Source organism: Streptomyces sp. NPDC107500, assembly GCF_055582785.1.
In genome coordinates this window covers 525,603-541,456 of sequence record NZ_JBVJPF010000006.1, presented here as the reverse complement: position 1 = coordinate 541,456, position 15,854 = coordinate 525,603, and the positions used below count along the sequence as shown (strand labels likewise).

Below are 15,854 nucleotides of genomic sequence, written 5' to 3'. Positions count from 1 at the left end.
GCCGTCAGAGCCGGGACAGCTCGTCCACCAGGTCGTCCAGGCCCAGCGAGCCCTGGGAGAGGGCCGCCATGTGCCACGCCTTCGGGTCGAAGGCGTCGCCGTGCCGCTCGCGGGCCTTCTCCCGGCCCAGCAGCCACGCCCGCTCCCCGAGCTTGTAGCCGATCGCCTGGCCCGGGATCGTCAGATAGCGGGTCAACTCGCTCTCCACGAAGTCCGCCGGCCGGCTGCTGTGCGCGCCGAAGAACTCCTGCGCCAGCTTCGGCGTCCAGCGCTCGCCCGGGTGGAACGGCGAGTCCGCCGGGATCTCCAGCTCCAGATGCATGCCGATGTCCACGACGACCCGGGCGGCCCGCATCATCTGCGCGTCCAGGTACCCGAGGCGCTGCTCCGCGTCGGTGAGGAAGCCCAGTTCGTCCATCAGCCGCTCCGCGTACAGCGCCCAGCCCTCGGCGTTGGCACTGACCATGCCCACGGAGGCCTGGTAGCGGGAGAGGTCCGCCGCGACGTGCGTCCACTGGGCCAGCTGGAGGTGGTGGCCCGGAACGCCCTCGTGGTACCAGGTCGAGACCAGGTCGTACACCGGGAAGCGGGTCTGGCCCATCGTCGGCAGCCAGGTGCGGCCGGGCCGGGAGAAGTCCTCCGACGGCGACGTGTAGTACGGGGCCGCCGCGCTGCCCGGCGGGGCGATCCGCGACTCCACCCGCCTTACCCGTTCGGCGAGTTCGAAGTGCGTGCCGTCCAGCTGCTCGATCGCATGGTCCATCAGGCCCTGGAGCCAGTCGCGGACCTCGTCGACGCCCTCGATGTGCCTGCCGTGCTCGTCCAGGTGGGCCAGCGCCACCCACGGCGTCCCGGCCCCTGGGAGGATCTTCTCGGCCTCCGCCTTCATCTCGGTGAGCAGCCGGTGGTACTCGGCCCAGCCGTACGCGTACGCCTCGTCCAGGTCCAGGTCGGTGCCGTTGTAGTAGCGCGACCAGCGGGCGTAGCGCTCCCGGCCCACCGTGTCCGGGGCGCCCTCGATCGCCGGCGCGTACACGTCGCGCATCCAGTCCCGCAGCTCCACCACCGATGCCGTCGCGCCCCGCGCGGCCTCGTCCAGCTCCGCGCGCAGCGCGTCCGGCCCGTCGGCGGCGAAGTCCTCGAACCAGCCGCGCCCCTCCCCGGTGTCCGCCCACTCGCCGAGCTGCTCGACGAAGGTCGCGGTCGGCCGCGGCCCCGCGTACAGCTTCCGCTCCAGACCCAGGGCCAGCGACGCGCGGTAGCCCTCGAACGCCGCCGGTACCGCGCGCAGCCGCTCGGCGACGCGGGCCCAGTCCTCGTCGGTCTGCGTCGGCGTGATGGTGAAGACCTCGCGCACCGAGTGGGCGGCGGTGCCCATGTTGCCGACCGAGCGCAGGCCCTCGTCGGCCTCGTGCACGGCCAGTTCCGCCGTGAGGCGCTCGCGCAGCAGCCGGGCGCAGCGCCGCTCCACGTCGCTGTCCCCGCCGGGCCGGCGCTCCGCCTCGTCCAGCAGGGCGAGGGTGGCCCTGGCCAGCTCCGCGAGAGCCTCCTGCCCCGCGGGCGAGAAGTCGGGCAGGAGGCTCGAGCTCTCGGCGACGCCGAGGTAGGTACCGGTGACCGGGTCGAGGGCGATGAGGTCGTCGACGTAGGCGTCGGCGACCTCGCGGGGCAGCGGGCTCTTGGTCTCTGACATGCGGACATCCTCATACGGATACCGGTGCCGCGTCAGCCCGGTGAACCGGGCCCGAAGCCGTGCGCGGCCGGATTTCGCTCAGGGCGTGGCCGTCGGCGGGGACGGCGGCAGCAGCGGGCCGCACTCCCACTGCTGGAAGATCAGCCGCGTCTCGACCCGGGCCACCTCGGGCCGGGACGTGAAGCCGTCCAGCACCAGCCGCTGGAGGTCCGCCATGTCCGCCACCGCGACATGGACGAGGTAGTCGTCCGGGCCGGTGAGGTGGAAGACCGTGCGCGACTCCGGCAGCGCCCTGATCCGCTCCACGAAGGGGCCGACCAGTTCCCGCCGGTGCGGGCGCACCTGCACCGAGAGCAGCGCCTGGAGTCCCCGGCCCAGCTTGGCGGGGTCGAGTTCGAGCCGGTGGCCGAGGATCACCCCGGCCCGCCGCAGCCGGGTCACCCGGTCCAGGCAGGTCGACGGGGCGACGCCCACCTGGGCGGCGAGATCGCGGTAGGTGGTCCGGGCGTCGTTCTGCAGCAGCCGCAGCAGATGGAGATCCACCGGATCCAGTACGACGGAATCGGCCATGAGCTGAACGTAGCACGGACGGACACCATGCTGGCCCGGCCGGTGTTCATTCTTCGGCCCATGGACTCTGCGCGCACGCCCACGTCACCACCCGACGACGTTCGCCTCACCGCCGCCACGAGCAGGGCACTGGCCACCGAGGCCGTGCACGCCGGCCGCGACGACCTCGCAGGCCGGGGACTGCACGCCCCGCCCATCGACCTGTCCACGACCTACCCGTCGCACGACAGCCGCGGCGAGGCCGCCCGTATCGACGCCTTCGCCGCCACCGGCGCCGAACCCGACGGCCCGCCGGTCTACGGACGGCTCGGCAACCCCACCGTCGCCCGCTTCGAGACGGCGCTGGCCAAGCTGGAGGGGACCGAGTCCGCGGTCGCCTTCGCCAGCGGCATGGCCGCGCTCAGCGCCGTCCTGCTGGTCCGCGGCTCGATGGGGCTGCGGCACGTCGTGGCCGTACGGCCGCTGTACGGGTGCAGCGACCACCTGCTGACCGCCGGGCTGCTGGGGTCCGAGGTCACCTGGACCGACCCGGCGGGCGTCGCGGACGCGCTGCGCCCGGACACCGGCCTGGTGCTGGTCGAGTCGCCGGCCAACCCCACGCTGGCCGAGGTCGACCTGCCGGCCGTAGCCCACGCCTGCGGCTCTGTGCCGCTGCTCGTGGACAACACCTTCGCCACACCGGTGCTCCAGCGCCCCGCCGAGCACGGGGCCCGGCTGGTGCTGCACAGCGCCACCAAGTACCTCGGCGGCCACGGGGACGTGCTGGCCGGCGTGGTCGCCTGCGACGAGGAGTTCGCCGGGCGGCTGCGGCAGGTGCGCTTCGCCACCGGCGGTGTGCTGCACCCGCTGGCCGGCTATCTGCTGCTGCGGGGCCTGTCCACCCTGCCGGTGCGGGTGCGGGCCGCCTCCGCGAACGCCGCGGAGCTGGTCGCCCGGCTCGCCGCCGACCCGCGGGTGGCCCGCGTCCACTATCCGCGCATCGGCGGCGCGATGGTCTCCTTCGAGGTCCACGGCGACCCGCACGAGGTCATCGGCCGCGTCCGCCTGATCACCCCGGCGGTGAGCCTCGGCAGCGTCGACACGCTCATCCAGCACCCGGCGTCCATCAGCCACCGCATCGTGGACGCCGACGACCGGCGGGGCGCCGGGGTCGGCGACCGGCTGCTGCGGCTCTCGGTGGGCCTGGAGGACGTCGAGGACCTGTGGGCCGACCTGGACTGCGCGCTGGGGGAGCGGGCGCCCGGCGCCATCCCCCTGCGGGAGGCGTTGTCCGGGGCCGAGTAGAGACCGGCGGGCGGGCCGGGCGCCGGTCGCCCGCCTACTCCCCGCCGATCCGCTCCCCGTGCGGCACCGGCGCGGTGGTGGTCCGCGGAACCGGGTTCAGACGGGCGGTGACGACCAGGGTGCCCTCCTCGATCTGGTAGTCGAGGGGGAGGCCCAGGCCGCGCATCGCGGCGACCATGCCGGTGTTGGAGGCCTGGGTGACCGCGTACACGCTCGCGCAGCCCGCCTCGGTCGCCATCGCCACGAGCCGGCCGAGGAGTTCGCCGCCGATGCCCCGGCGCTGCCACGCGTCCTCGACGAGCAGCGCGACCTCCGTCTCGTCCCCGTCCCACAGCAGATGACCGAGGCCCACGATCCGCCCCGAGGCGGTCTGCACGGCGAGGGTGCGGCCGAAGCGGGGGCTGAGCAGGTGGTTCATGTGGCGGTCGGCGTCCCCGACCGGGCCGTGGTACCGCATCCCGAGGGTGCGCGGCGAGCACCGCTCGTGCATCGCCTTCGCCGCCGCGACGTCCCGGGTGTCGGCGCGGCGGACGGTGATGTCGCGCCCTTCGGGCAGCGTCAGCGAGTCCCGGCCGCGCGGTACCCGCGGACCGAGCCGCGCGTCCAGCTCGACCAGCGCCCGCGCCCGGGCGAACTCCGCGGGGGTGAAGGGCAGATAGGGCCGCTCCACGCTGATCACCCCGCCCTCCGGGGCGCGCAGCCGCAGCACGGTGTCCTCCAGCGCGCCCTCAGGCGGTACGTCGTCCCCGGCGCCGCCGACGGCCGCGGGCAGCGACCTGATGGTGCAGCGGCCCAGCAACTGACGCAGTGCCAGCGGGAGTTCCGCCGCGTCCAGGGCGGTCCGGGCGGCCAGGGCCAGTACCCGGGTCGGCGCGTCCACCAGGTCGTGCGCGTCCGCCCGCTCCGTCCAGGTGTGGTCACCGCCCGCCGCCGTCACCACCTCGGCCAGTTCGGACCCGGTCAGTCCGGCCGGTGCGCGGAGCAGGAACTCGTCGACCGTGCCCTGGGCCAGCGGGTGCGTCTGGAGGCTCAGGATGTCGATCCGCCGGTCGGCCAGGGCCGCGCACAGCACCGCCAGCGAACCCGGCGCGTCCCGCACCGTCGTCCGCATCCGCCACAGCGCGCTCTCCTCGGCACCGGACGGCCGCGCGGGCCCGCCGTCGTCCTCGGCACGCCCGGCCCGCCGCCCCTCGGTCGGTGGCCGGGCGCCGGTATCGTCCGCGGGCGGCGCCTGCCCGTGGCGGCGTGACCAACGGGTGTGGAACCCCGCCGTGGCGATCAGGGCGGCCACCGACGCCAGCAGCATCAGGGGCACCGCCGGACCGTGCTCGGCCACGCGCGCCACGGCGTCCGTCACTTCAGACATGTCTCGACTCATGCACCCACTGTGAAGGAGCGGTGTTGCCCGATCGCGAACGCACTGTGACCGATGGGTAAAGAAGGCTTCCGGTGCATTTGGGGGGAGTTGGCGGCATTCCGGGTCACCGGCACCGACCGCGCACCGGGGGATGACGCCGGTGCGCGGTACACCCCACAGGCTACGGGACTACTGCCCCACCCGCCCCGGCCGCAGCACCTTCGTGTACAGAACCGTGCCGTCCTGCTCGCGCAGCCGCACCGTCATCTCGGCGCTGTCGCCGTCGATGTCGACCTCGCCGAAGAACTGGTAGCCCTCCGCCGGCGAGACGTTGGAGGCGGTCGGCGCCTTCACGAACACCCGCTCGGGACCGAAGGTGCCGTCGAGCGAACTGGCCGGGAAAGCCCCCGAGTTCAGCGGCCCGGACACGAACTCCCAGAACGGCTCGAAGTCGGAGAACGCGGCCCGGGAGGGCTGGTAGTGCTGGGCGGACGTGTGGTGCACGTCGGCCGTCAGCCACACCGTGCCGGTGATCCGCCGGTGCTTGACGAACCGGAGCAGCTCGGCGATCTGCAGCTCCCGCCCCAGCGGCGCGCCGGGGTCGCCCTGCGCGATCGCCTCGATGTTGGGCGCGCCCTCGGTGGCGTCGGGCACCACCAGGCCGATCGGCATGTCGGCGGCGATCACCTTCCACACCGCACGCGACCGCGACAGCTCCCGCTTGAGCCACTCCAGCTGCTCGCGGCCTAGGATGCCCTGCGGGTCCACGCTCTGCCCGCCGGGGGAGTTGGCGTTGCGGTACGTCCGCATGTCCAGCACGAACACGTCGAGCAGCGGGCCCTGGCGCAGCACCCGGTGGACGCGGCCCTCGCGCACGCCGGGCCGCAGGGTGGAGACGGGGAAGTACTCGCCGAACGCCCGCCGGGCCCGGGCGGCCAGCACGTCCACGCTCTTCTCGGTGTACCGGTCGTCCGTGTCCGCGATCACCTGGCCCGGGTACCAGTTGTTGCGGACCTCGTGGTCGTCCCACTGGACGACCGAGGGGACCCGGGCGTTGAAGCGCCGCAGGTTCTCGTCGAGCAGGTTGTAGCGGAAGTTGCCGCGGAACTCGGCGAGGGTCTCGGCGACCTTGGACTTCTCCTCGGTGGTGACGTTCCGCCAGGTGCGGCCGTCGGGCAGGGCGGCGGTCTCCGCGATGGGCCCGTCGGCGTAGATGTTGTCGCCGCTGCACAGGAAGAAGTCCGGGTCCAGGGCGCCCATGGCGTCGTAGATGCGGTAGCCGCCCAGGTCCGGGTTGATGCCCCAGCCCTGCCCGGCGAGGTCGCCGGACCACACGAACCGCACACCGTCGCGCCGGCGGACCGGGACGGTGCGGAAGGTGCCGGTCACCGGCTCGCCGGTGCGGCGCGGATCGTCGGGGTCGGCGAGGAGGACGCGGTAGTGGATCTGCTCGCCGGGCGGCAGGCCGTGCAGCTGGGTGGTGCCGGTGAAGTCGGTGTCCCCGCCGAGCAGCGGACCGTGCCACCGATGCGGGCGGCGGAACGACTCGGTCGCGGACGTCTCGACGATCATCCGCGCCGGGCGGTCGGACCGCACCCACACCAGACCGGAGTGGGAGGTCACGTCCCCCGTCTGCACACCCCAGCCCGCCCCGGGACGTCCGGAACGGGCGAACGCCGGCGCCGCCCCGAGCGAGGTGGGCAGGGTCAGGGCCGCCGACGCGGCGAGCGAGCCGCGCAGCACACTGCGGCGGCCGGGCAACGGACGGTGTGACATGGACGCGCCTCCAAGGACTCCTGGGCAGGGATCCGGCCGGGTCCGCGGCCGGTGTGCACGGCAAGGCCTACTGGTCCGGCGCGGCGCGCACGGAAACTCCGCGTGAACAGCCCGCCGCCCCGACCCGCGAGACGGCCGGTCAGGCGGCCGTCGCCATCGCCCGCACCCCCGCCCGGATCCGCCCCGGCGTCAGATGCGCGTATCCCAGCACCAGCCGCACCTCCTTCCGCACCGCCGCCCCACTGTCCACCCCGTGCCCGTACTCCGCCAGGGAGCGCACCGCCACTCCCGCCTCCGTCACCCGGGCGAGGAAGCGCTCGGCGGGCCCGAACCGCTCGGGGAGCGTGGCGATCGCGTGCAGACCGGCGGCGATGCCGGTGACCTCCGAGCCGGGGAAGTGCTCCGCCAGCGCCGCCACCAGCGCGTCGCGCCGCTCGCGGTAGGCCCGCTGGCAGACCCGCAGCTGGCGGTCGTAGTCGCCGCGCTCGACGAACCGGGCGAAGACCGCCTGGTCCAGCGTCGGGTGTCCCAGGTCGGTGGTGCGCTTGCGGGCCACCACCTCGTCCGCCAGCCACTCGGGCACCAGCAGCCACCCCAGCCGCAGACCCGGGGCGAGGGACTTGCTGACCGATCCGGTATAGGCGACGCGTTCCGGATCGAGGCCCTGGAGCGCGCCCACCGGGGCGCGGTCGTAGCGGAAGTCGCCGTCGTAGTCGTCCTCCAGGACGAGACCGTCCACGGACCGCGCCCAGTCGAGGAGTTCGGCGCGCCGCCGCGCCGAGTAGGCGATCCCGGTGGGGAACTGGTGGGCCGGCGTCGTCACCACGACCCGCACGCCCGAGCCGCGCAGCGCGCCGACGGCCAGCCCCTCCGCGTCCAGCGGCAGCGGCACGGTGGCGACGCCCGCCGACGCGTACAGGTCGCAGTGCTGCGGGCTGCCGGGATCCTCGACACCGGCGGTGCGGGTCCCGCGCGCGTACAGCACGCCCGCGAGCAGTGCCGTCGCCTGCGCCACCCCGGACACGACCACGATCCGCTCCGGGTCCGCCACCACGCCCCGGCGCCGCGCCAGCAGCTCGGCCAGCGCGGCGCGCAGCCGGGGGAGGCCGCGCGGGTCGGGATAGCCCAGAGCCTCGTGCGGCAGCTCCGAGAGCACCCCGCGCTGCGCGGCGGCCCACGCCGAACGAGGGAAGAGCGACAGGTCGGGCGTCCCCGCCACGAAGTCCGCGCGGTGACCGGGGGAGCGCGGGGCGAGATCACGCGCCCGCGGGCGGGCCGCCCGCACCGCGTCGCCCACCCAGGTCCCCGCACCCCGCCCGCTGCGCAGGTAGCCCTCGGCGGTCAGCTGCTCGTACGCGTCCGTCAGCAGCTTCCGCGACACCCCGAGGTCGGCCGCGAGGTCCCGGCTCGACGGCAGCCGGGTGCCCGGGGCGAGCCGGCCCGAGCGGACCGCGTCCCGCAACGCGGCCTGGAGGGCACGGCCACGCGCGCGTGCCGGTGCCGAGGTGGCGGGCAGCAGCAGCTCCCAGGCCGACGTCATGCGATCAGTCCCCCGCGTATCAGTTCTTTCCAATCGCCTCCACTTTACGAGGGGTTGGAGCCGCCGGTGCGTAAACAGAGTGACAGACCACAGCGAGGGGGCAGGCCGCTGCCGGCCCCGGAATCGTACGCGCAATCCAGGAGCGCCCGTGGACGCCAAGAACCGTTTCGAGACCAAGGTCACCTTCGCCCTCTCCCGACTCGAATGGCTGGGCTTTCTCACCGTTTCGCTCGTGCTCGCATTCCAGCACCACACGGAAATCCGATGGACCGTCTTCATCCTGCTGTTCGCGGTGATCGACGTCATCGGATATCTCCCCGGCGCGATCGCCTTCCGGCGCAGCCCGGACCGACGCGTTCCGCGGGGCTGCTACGTTGCCTACAACCTGATGCACAGCCTGGTCACGGCAGGTGTCCTGGCCGGGGCATGGGCGCTGTTCGTCCGGCCGGAATGGGCACTGCTCGCCCTCCCGATCCATCTCATGGGCGACCGGGCGCTGTTCGGGAACTCCCTCAAACCCTTCGGGGTCGCCTTCGAACCGGAAACCACACCGGCATTCCTGATGTTCGAGCAGCGGTACCGGTCGTCGGTGGATTCCGGCGAATTCGGTACGGCGCGCACTTCCACGAACGACACGGAGGACACCGATGCCGTCCGTGCTTGACACCCTCGCCGCCCACAGCGACAACCCCAGTTCCTTTCTCGCCCTCAACAGCGGAAACTCGTACTTCCACGACGACCGGTTCGAGGGCGCCTGCGCCTATCGGACCTGCGGCCGCTACGCCCTGCAATTCGGCGGGCCCTTCACGGCGCCCGAACACCGCGCGCGGCTCCTGGACGCCTTCGCCGCCCACACCGGACGCCGCCTGGTCGCCGTCCAACTGCAACGCGCGGACGCCGAGCTGTACGCGGCGCACGGTTTCACCGTCAACCAGATCGGCGCCTCCTACGCCGTCGACCTCGGCCGCTTCACGCTGCGCGGCTCGCGGTTCGTCCGGCTGCGGAACAAGATCTCCCGCGCCCGGCGGGCCGGCCTGGAGGTCGTCGAGGTCCGGGACGGCGACGACTGCGCCGACCTGGACCGGATCGACCAGTGCTGGCTGCGGGAGAAGGGTCGGCACGTCAAGGAGCTGCGCTTCCTGGTCGGCCAGCGGACCGGGGGCCTCCAGCGCCACCGCCGCCTCTTCGTCGGCCGCATCGACGGCGAGGCGGTCGGCTACATCAACTACTCACCGGTCTACGGCAGCCGCCCCGGCATGCTCCACGACCTCAGCCGACGCAGCCCCGGCGCGCCGCCCGGCGTGATGGAGGCGCTCAACGCGACCGTGATGGAACAGCTGACCGCCGAGGGCGCGGGCTGGCTGCACTTCGGGTTCACCCCCTTCACGGGGCTCGACCCGGAACACGAACTCCCAGGCGCCAGCCCTCTGTTCACCCGCTTCGCCCGCCTCCTGGCAGAGCACGGCGGCGCCGTCTACCCCGCGGCCTCCCAGCTCGAGTACAAGCAGAAATGGGCCCCGCACGCGGTCCTCCCGGAGTACATCGCCTTCCGCGGCAGACCCCGCCCCGGCGCCGTCTGGCAACTGCTGCGCGCCACCAACGCCGTGTGATCCGCACCGCCGCCACCGCCTCACCCAGGAGGACCGCACAGCCCATGAGATTCCTCGAACGCGAACGCACCACCCTCGCCAAGCTGCTCCCCGACCTGGACCCCGCCCTGCGCGAGACCCCGCTGATGGAACTGGAGCGGCCGGGCAGCCCGGGCATCCGGCACTTCCGGGACAGCGGCGGGCCCGGACTGCTCGTCCCGGAGTCCCACCGGGGGCGCGGCGCCACCGCACTGGACGCGCTGAGGGTGCAGCGGGCCATCGGCAGCCGCTCACCCTCGCTGGCCGTCGCCACCACCATGCACCACTTCTCCATGGCCACCCTGGTCGGCCTCGGCGGCCTCGGTGACGGCCTGGAGTGGATGCTGATCGAGGGCGTGGCATCCAGCAATCGCATCATCGCCTCCGGCTTCGCCGAGGGCCGCAGCGGCGCGGGCGTCCTGGACCCCTCGATGACCGCCACCGCGACCGCGGACGGCATCCGGATCAACGGCGTCAAACGCCCGTGCAGCCTCGCCCGCTCCATGGACGTGCTCACCGCCGGCGTCGTGATCCCGCGCGAGGACGGACAGGGCGACGAACTCGCCGTCGCCCTCGTCCCCGCCGACAGCGAGGGCCTCAGCGTCAGCGGCTTCTGGTCCAGCACCTTCCTGGCCGGCGCCGAGAGCGACCAGGTCACGCTCACCGACGTCCTCGTCCCGCCGGAACTCGTGCTGCGCACCGCGACCGCCTCCGGCGAACGGCTCGACGAACTCCAGACCGCCGGACTGATCTGGTTCCAGGTCCTGATGACGGGCAGCTACCTCGGCGCCGCGAGCGCCCTGGTGGAGCGCGTGCTGCTCAACGAACGCGTACCCGACCACGAGCGGGTGCGGCTCTTCGTCGAGACCGAGGCCGCCATGGCCGCAGCCGAGGGCGTCGCCCGCCGCGTCGACGGCGGCGACCTCGACGAGTCCGCCCTCGCCCAGGCCCTGTGCGTGCGGTACGGCGTCCAGGACGCCCTCGCCCGCATCGTCCCGCGCGCGGTCGAACTGCTCGGCGGGCTGAACTTCATGACGTCCGACGAGGTGGGCCACCTGGCCGCCTGCGCCAACGGACTCTCCCTGCACCCGCCGTCCCGCTCCCGGATGTCCGCACCGCTCGGCGCGTACCTCGCCGACGGCCCGCTGGCCATCGCCTGAACCCGGCCCACCCCGCCCCACCGGCCCACCGGTGGTCGAGACCCGTTGGGAGAACACCCTCATGCCCTCGGACAACCCGCGCCTCACCGTCCTGCCCACCGGCCGTACGGGACCGCGCGACCGCCCCACCCTGCTGCTGACCGGCGGCTCCGGCGTGCTCGGGCGGGCCCTGATCGACGAACTGGCCGCCGACTACGACCTGCTCTGCCTGCGCCGCAACACACCGCTGCGCGACCCGCGGGTGCGCGAACTCCAGGGCGACCTCGTCGCTCCCCGGCTCGGACTGAGCCCCCGCGCCTGGCACGAACTGGCCCTCGAGGTGGACGTGGTGCTGCACTCCGCCGCCGAGACCAACTGGCGCACCCCGCCGGAGGACATCACCCGCACCAACGTGCGCGGCGCAGACAACGTGCTCGACCTCGCGGCCCGCGCCGACGCCCCGCTCTACCTCATGAGCACCGCATTCGTGGCCAACACCCCCACCGACGAGGACCGCCGGCGCTTCCCCGGCGCCGCCGCCTACCTCGACTCCAAGAGCCGGGCCGAGCAGATGACCCGCGAGGCGGGCGTGCCGGGCGTCATCGTGCGGCCCTCGGTCGTCATGGGCGACTCCGCGACCGGACGGATCGCCGGTCAGCAGGGCCTGACCAAGACGATCGGGTCGATGGTCCTGGGGCAGGTGCCGGTGCTTCCCGGAGCACCCGACGCCCGGATCGACATGGTCCCGCAGGACTACGTCGCACGGGCCGTCGGCAGCCTGGTCCGGGGCGGGGTCGGCGGCGGCGAGTACTGGCTGACGGCGGGCAGGGAGGCCATCGAACTGCGGGAGTTCGCCGACGTCTGCGCCGACGTCGCCGTACGCCACGGCCTGCCCCGTCCCCAGCGCCCCCGGCTCATCCCCGTCGAGGCGGTGCACCGGCTGCTGCTGCCCATGCTGGAGGGCACCGCCCTGCCCGTCTCGGTCCGCCGCCGGCTGGAGCACTACGCGGAACTGCTGCTGGTCTTCCAGCGCGAACTGCCCTTCGACACCTCCCTCGGCGAACCCCACTGCGGCACCCGTCTGACCCGTGCCGGCATCCGGGCCGCGCTGGTGCGCAACGCGGAGAGCTGGGCCGAGGAACGGTCCGCCCTGCTCAGCCGGCACCGGGCCGCCGCGGCCGCCCCGGCGGAGGTGGCGTCATGACGATGTCACCCCCCGCCGCCCCGCCCGCCGACGCGACCGACGTGGTCGACCTCTACCTGAAGCACATCGGTACCGGCCGCGCCGTCATGGGCCGGGTCATGGGCGGCATGGCCGAGGTCCGCTCCGAGGGCGTCTGGATCCACGCCGACGACGGCCGCCGCTTCCTGGACTTCGGCGGCTACGGCGTGTTCCTCCTCGGCCACCGCCACCCGGCCGTCGTCGAGGCGGTGCACCGGCAGATCGACACCCACCCGCTGGCCAGCCGCGTCTTCCTCGAACCGGTCGCCGCCCGGGCCGCCCAGGCCCTCGCCGCCCACACCCCGCCCGGCCTCGACTACGTCCACTTCGTCAACTCCGGTGCCGAGGCCACCGAGGCCGCCCTGAAACTGGCCCGCGCCCAGGGCCGCACCTCGGTGATCACCACCCGCCGGGGCTTCCACGGCAAGACCCTCGGCGCGCTCAGCGTCACCGCCAACGACACCTACCAGACACCGTTCCGGCCCCTGCTGCCGGACGTCACCCAGGTCGACTACGACGATCCCGCCGACCTCGAACAGGCACTGTCCGCCCGCCGCGACCGGGCCTGCGTCATCGTGGAACCCGTCCAGGGCGAGGGCGGCGTCCGCATCCCCCGCCCCGGCTACCTCCGCCAGGTGCGGGCGCTGTGCCGGACGTACGGCGCCCTGATGGTCGTCGACGAGATCCAGACCGGCATGGGGCGGCTCGGCACCTGGTGGGGCGTCGACGCCGAGGACGTGCGCCCCGACGTGCTGCTGGCCGGCAAGGGGCTCAGCGGCGGTGTCGTACCGATCGCCGCGATGGCCGCCACCGAGGAGGCGTACGCGCCGTTCAGCCGCGACCCCTACCTGCACACCTCCACCTTCGGTGCCTCGCCGATCGCCTGCGCCGCCGCCCTGGCCACCGTACGGGCGATGGAGGAGGAGGACACCGTGGCCCGCGCGGCCGCGCTCGGCGCCCGCATCCTCGAAGCCGTGCGCGCCGTCTGCGCGCCCTACGAGGGCGGACTGGTCCGCGAGGTGCGCGGCAGGGGGCTGCTGATCGGCATCGAGTTCGCCGAGGAACAGGCGGTCGGCGAGATGCTGCTGGAGCTGATCGCCCGCGGCGTGCTCGTCAACCACTCCCTCAACTCCACCCGGGTGCTGCGGCTCACGCCGCCCGCCGTGGTCGAGGACGGTGCGCTCGACCTGTTCCGCACCACCCTCGCCGAGGCCCTGCACCGCACCGCCGGCCGCATGGCCGGCTGACCCCCGCGTCCGCGAACCCTCCGGGAAGGAACCGACCCACCCATGCGCCACGTGGTCCTGCACGCCCTCGCCGACGGCCTGGCACCCGCCGAGGTCTACCGCCGCATCAGCGACTTCCCCCGCTACCCCGAGTACAGCACCACCTTCCGCGAGGTGCGGATGGAACCGCCACTGCCCGACGGCTCCACCGTCTCCGACTGGACCGTCGAGTTCCGCGGCGGCCTGATGCGGTGGCGGGAACGCGACACCTACTCGCCCGAGACGTACTCCCTCACCTTCGAACAGCTCAGCGGCGACTTCCAGACCTTCGAAGGCAGCTGGCGCTGCGAGGCGCGGGACGGCGGCACGCTCGTCGTCTTCACCGCCGCCTTCGACCTGGGCATCCCGTCCCTCGCCGAGATCCTCGACCCGGTGGCCGAGTCGACGGTACGGGCCAACATCGCGCGGGTGCTGCGGGGCCTGGCGGACGCGGAGGTGATCGATGAACGCGCGGCTGCGGCTCGTCGCTGACCGGACGGCCGAGCGGCCCGCGGACCCCCTCCACGAGGAGCCGGGCCCTGGCGCCGCCCGCTGCCTCGGCCTGTACGCGAAGCTGGCCGCCGGGGTGACCGTCGTGACCGCCCGCGGCGAGGACGGGCCGCTCGGCATGACGGTTTCCGCCGTCACCTCGCTCTCCGCCCGCCCGCCCCTGCTCCTGGCCTGTCTGCGCGACGGCTCGCGCACCCTCGCCGCCGTCCGCGCCCGCCGGGCCTTCGCCGTGCACCTGCTGCGCGAGGAACAGCAGGACCTGGCGGGCCGGTTCGCCTCACCGACGACCACCGCGGCCGAGCGGTTCGCCGGCACCGACACCCGGCAGGTCCTGGGCGTCCCGGTGCTGGCCGGGTCGCTCGCCTGGTCGGTCTGTCTCACCGAGGACGTACGCCGCTACGGCGACCACCACCTCGTCGTCGGCCGGGTCGCCGCCGTGCACGTGGGCGCCGGGCGCCCGCTGCTGTGGCACGACCGCCGGTTCGGCGCGCTGACCCATCCGGTCCCGGACGCCGCCGGATGACCGGGCCGCCGGCCGGAACGCCGCGCTGGGCCCCGGCGGAACTGCCGTCCCAGCCCCAGCTGCACGGCGTGGTCACCGCGGACGTGGCCGTCGTCGGGGCCGGTCTGGCCGGACTGTCCTGCGCCTACCACCTCGCGGAGCGCGCGCCCGGCCTCGACATCGCCGTGGTGGACGCCGCGCAGCCCGCCGCCGGGGCCAGCGGCCGGGGCACCGGTCTGCTCGGCCCGCGCGCCGGACCCGCCCTCGACCGGGCCGTGCACCGGTTCGGCCCGCGCGCGGCGCGCCGCATGCACCGCGCCGGCGAGCGGGCGGTGCGGGACGTCCTCGACCTTTGCGCGCGGCTCGACGCGCCCTGTGCGCCGATCCCCGGCGACCAGCTCATCGCCACGCGCTCCCCGGCGGGCCTGGTGGCACTCGCCCGCCAGGCCCGCGCCGCCCGCGAACTCGGCCTGGACCTGCCGGTCCTCACCCCGGCCGGCATCCGCGAACGCGTCGGCGTGCCCTACCGGGCGGCGCTCCTGCACCGGCCCGCCGCCACGCTCGACCCCGCCGCCCTGACCTGCGCCCTCGCCCGAGCCTGCGCCGAGAAGGGGGTGCGGTTCTACGGCCGCAGCCCGCTGCTGGCCGTGCGCCCGGGTGACCTGGTCGGCCCGGAGCTGGTCTTCCCGCACGGCCGGCTCTACGCCGGGCAGGCGGTGCTCGCGGTCAACTCCGCGGCCCAGGCTCTGGACCTGCCGGTCGGCACGGTCCTGCCGCTGGAGGTGTACGCCGTCGCCACCGAGCCGCTGAGCCACACCGCGTACGAGGCACTGGGCGGACGCGCGGGCCACGCCGTCGTCGACGCCGTGCCGCTGGCCCCGTACTTCCGGCTGCTGCCGGACCGGGGGCTGGTCGCGGGCGGCGGCACCGCCACCGTCCCGGCCGGGCTCGGCGTCCCGCGGCTCCAGGCGCTCCGCGAGCGCGCCTGGGGCCGGCTGGAGGGATGGCTGCGGTCGCTGCACCCCGATCTCGCCCGGGTCCGGGTCACCCACCGCTGGTCCGGCCGGATCGGCATGACCGGCGACGACCTGCCGGTGGTCGGGCCGGTCCAGGGCCTGCCCGACGTCTGGTACGTCGGCGGCTGCTGCGGCCACGGCCTCGCCCTGTCCGTGGCGCACGGAGCACACGTGGCCGCCGCCCTGCTGGGCGAGCCGGACCCCGGCGAACCGCTGCCGTGGCACCGCTCCCGGGCCCCCCGCCTGCCGGTGGGCGGGCCCGGCCGGTTCGTGCTGCGCGGGTACGTGGACACGCTCGGGCGTGTCGCGCGGCACGCGTGCTGACGGGCCGTCCGGCGCGGTAGCCATGTCC

14 protein-coding genes are annotated in these 15,854 nt (G+C 74.3%); 9 read left to right on the top strand and 5 right to left on the bottom strand.

Going from position 1 to position 15,854, the window contains the following annotated elements; translation table 11 throughout:
* Positions 1-4 precede the first annotated feature (4 nt).
* Positions 5-1,693, bottom strand: a complete 1,689-nt coding sequence (locus ACZ67M_RS26105; RefSeq protein ID WP_469852979.1) for a DUF885 domain-containing protein — start codon at positions 1,691-1,693, stop codon at positions 5-7.
* Positions 1,694-1,771: 78 nt separating this feature from the next.
* The gene (locus ACZ67M_RS26100; RefSeq protein WP_361355672.1) at positions 1,772-2,263 is read right to left on the bottom strand and encodes an Lrp/AsnC family transcriptional regulator; all 492 of its coding nucleotides are present in this window, start codon (positions 2,261-2,263) and stop codon (positions 1,772-1,774) included.
* Between the two features lie 60 nt (positions 2,264-2,323).
* On the opposite strand from ACZ67M_RS26100, the gene ACZ67M_RS26095 reads away from it, so the two are divergent.
* A complete protein-coding gene (locus tag ACZ67M_RS26095) occupies positions 2,324-3,547 on the top strand; it encodes a trans-sulfuration enzyme family protein (RefSeq protein WP_469852977.1) in 1,224 nt (407 codons plus the stop codon).
* 34 nt (positions 3,548-3,581) lie between these two features.
* Here the strand turns inward: ACZ67M_RS26095 and ACZ67M_RS26090 are convergent, their stop codons facing one another.
* From ACZ67M_RS26090 to pdxR, 3 genes are all read right to left on the bottom strand, one after another.
* A complete protein-coding gene (locus ACZ67M_RS26090; protein WP_469852975.1) occupies positions 3,582-4,913 on the bottom strand; it encodes a GNAT family N-acetyltransferase in 1,332 nt (443 codons plus the stop codon).
* A 180-nt stretch (positions 4,914-5,093) separates the two neighbouring features.
* Positions 5,094-6,680: an alkaline phosphatase D family protein gene (locus ACZ67M_RS26085; protein ID WP_469852974.1), complete on the bottom strand. Its 1,587-nt coding sequence runs from the start codon at positions 6,678-6,680 to the stop codon at positions 5,094-5,096.
* Positions 6,681-6,819: 139 nt separating this feature from the next.
* On the bottom strand, positions 6,820-8,220 hold the full coding sequence (gene pdxR / locus ACZ67M_RS26080) for a MocR-like pyridoxine biosynthesis transcription factor PdxR (RefSeq protein WP_469852972.1): 1,401 nt from the start codon (positions 8,218-8,220) through the stop codon (positions 6,820-6,822).
* 148 nt (positions 8,221-8,368) lie between these two features.
* On the opposite strand from pdxR, the gene ACZ67M_RS26075 reads away from it, so the two are divergent.
* From ACZ67M_RS26075 to ACZ67M_RS26040, 8 genes are all read left to right on the top strand, one after another.
* On the top strand, positions 8,369-8,884 hold the full coding sequence (locus ACZ67M_RS26075; RefSeq protein WP_361355682.1) for a hypothetical protein: 516 nt from the start codon (positions 8,369-8,371) through the stop codon (positions 8,882-8,884).
* Entirely contained in the window at positions 8,868-9,830 is a 963-nt protein-coding gene (locus ACZ67M_RS26070; protein ID WP_361355684.1) for a bifunctional lysylphosphatidylglycerol flippase/synthetase MprF, read from the top strand. Before ACZ67M_RS26075 ends, ACZ67M_RS26070 begins: the two co-directional genes overlap by 17 nt.
* Before the next feature lie 44 nt (positions 9,831-9,874).
* Positions 9,875-11,008 carry an acyl-CoA dehydrogenase gene (locus ACZ67M_RS26065; RefSeq protein ID WP_469852970.1) on the top strand — a complete coding sequence of 378 codons (1,134 nt, stop codon included), beginning with the start codon at positions 9,875-9,877 and terminating at the stop codon, positions 11,006-11,008.
* A 61-nt stretch (positions 11,009-11,069) separates the two neighbouring features.
* Positions 11,070-12,191 carry an SDR family oxidoreductase gene (locus ACZ67M_RS26060; protein ID WP_392102818.1) on the top strand — a complete coding sequence of 374 codons (1,122 nt, stop codon included), beginning with the start codon at positions 11,070-11,072 and terminating at the stop codon, positions 12,189-12,191.
* Between the two features lie 2 nt (positions 12,192-12,193).
* A complete protein-coding gene (locus ACZ67M_RS26055; RefSeq protein ID WP_361356400.1) occupies positions 12,194-13,456 on the top strand; it encodes an aspartate aminotransferase family protein in 1,263 nt (420 codons plus the stop codon).
* Positions 13,457-13,498: 42 nt separating this feature from the next.
* Positions 13,499-13,966: an aromatase/cyclase gene (locus tag ACZ67M_RS26050; protein WP_361355690.1), complete on the top strand. Its 468-nt coding sequence runs from the start codon at positions 13,499-13,501 to the stop codon at positions 13,964-13,966.
* Positions 13,938-14,507 carry a flavin reductase family protein gene (locus ACZ67M_RS26045; protein ID WP_385795360.1) on the top strand — a complete coding sequence of 190 codons (570 nt, stop codon included), beginning with the start codon at positions 13,938-13,940 and terminating at the stop codon, positions 14,505-14,507. The genes ACZ67M_RS26050 and ACZ67M_RS26045 overlap by 29 nt, the downstream gene beginning before the upstream one ends.
* Positions 14,504-15,826: an NAD(P)/FAD-dependent oxidoreductase gene (locus ACZ67M_RS26040; protein WP_469852967.1), complete on the top strand. Its 1,323-nt coding sequence runs from the start codon at positions 14,504-14,506 to the stop codon at positions 15,824-15,826. Before ACZ67M_RS26045 ends, ACZ67M_RS26040 begins: the two co-directional genes overlap by 4 nt.
* Positions 15,827-15,854 lie beyond the last annotated feature (28 nt).

Bases quoted from the DNA above. Each gene is read 5' to 3' on its own strand.
- ACZ67M_RS26105 (WP_469852979.1), bottom strand. From the start codon at position 1,693: ATGTCAGAGACCAAGAGCCCGCTGCCCCGCGAGGTCGCCGACGCCTAC.
- ACZ67M_RS26100 (WP_361355672.1), bottom strand. From the start codon at position 2,263: ATGGCCGATTCCGTCGTACTGGATCCGGTGGATCTCCATCTGCTGCGG.
- ACZ67M_RS26095 (WP_469852977.1), top strand. From the start codon at position 2,324: ATGGACTCTGCGCGCACGCCCACGTCACCACCCGACGACGTTCGCCTC.
- ACZ67M_RS26090 (WP_469852975.1), bottom strand. From the start codon at position 4,913: ATGTCTGAAGTGACGGACGCCGTGGCGCGCGTGGCCGAGCACGGTCCG.
- ACZ67M_RS26085 (WP_469852974.1), bottom strand. From the start codon at position 6,680: ATGTCACACCGTCCGTTGCCCGGCCGCCGCAGTGTGCTGCGCGGCTCG.
- pdxR (WP_469852972.1), bottom strand. From the start codon at position 8,220: ATGACGTCGGCCTGGGAGCTGCTGCTGCCCGCCACCTCGGCACCGGCA.
- ACZ67M_RS26070 (WP_361355684.1), top strand. From the start codon at position 8,868: ATGCCGTCCGTGCTTGACACCCTCGCCGCCCACAGCGACAACCCCAGT.
- ACZ67M_RS26065 (WP_469852970.1), top strand. From the start codon at position 9,875: ATGAGATTCCTCGAACGCGAACGCACCACCCTCGCCAAGCTGCTCCCC.
- ACZ67M_RS26060 (WP_392102818.1), top strand. From the start codon at position 11,070: ATGCCCTCGGACAACCCGCGCCTCACCGTCCTGCCCACCGGCCGTACG.
- ACZ67M_RS26055 (WP_361356400.1), top strand. From the start codon at position 12,194: ATGTCACCCCCCGCCGCCCCGCCCGCCGACGCGACCGACGTGGTCGAC.
- ACZ67M_RS26050 (WP_361355690.1), top strand. From the start codon at position 13,499: ATGCGCCACGTGGTCCTGCACGCCCTCGCCGACGGCCTGGCACCCGCC.
- ACZ67M_RS26045 (WP_385795360.1), top strand. From the start codon at position 13,938: ATGAACGCGCGGCTGCGGCTCGTCGCTGACCGGACGGCCGAGCGGCCC.
- ACZ67M_RS26040 (WP_469852967.1), top strand. From the start codon at position 14,504: ATGACCGGGCCGCCGGCCGGAACGCCGCGCTGGGCCCCGGCGGAACTG.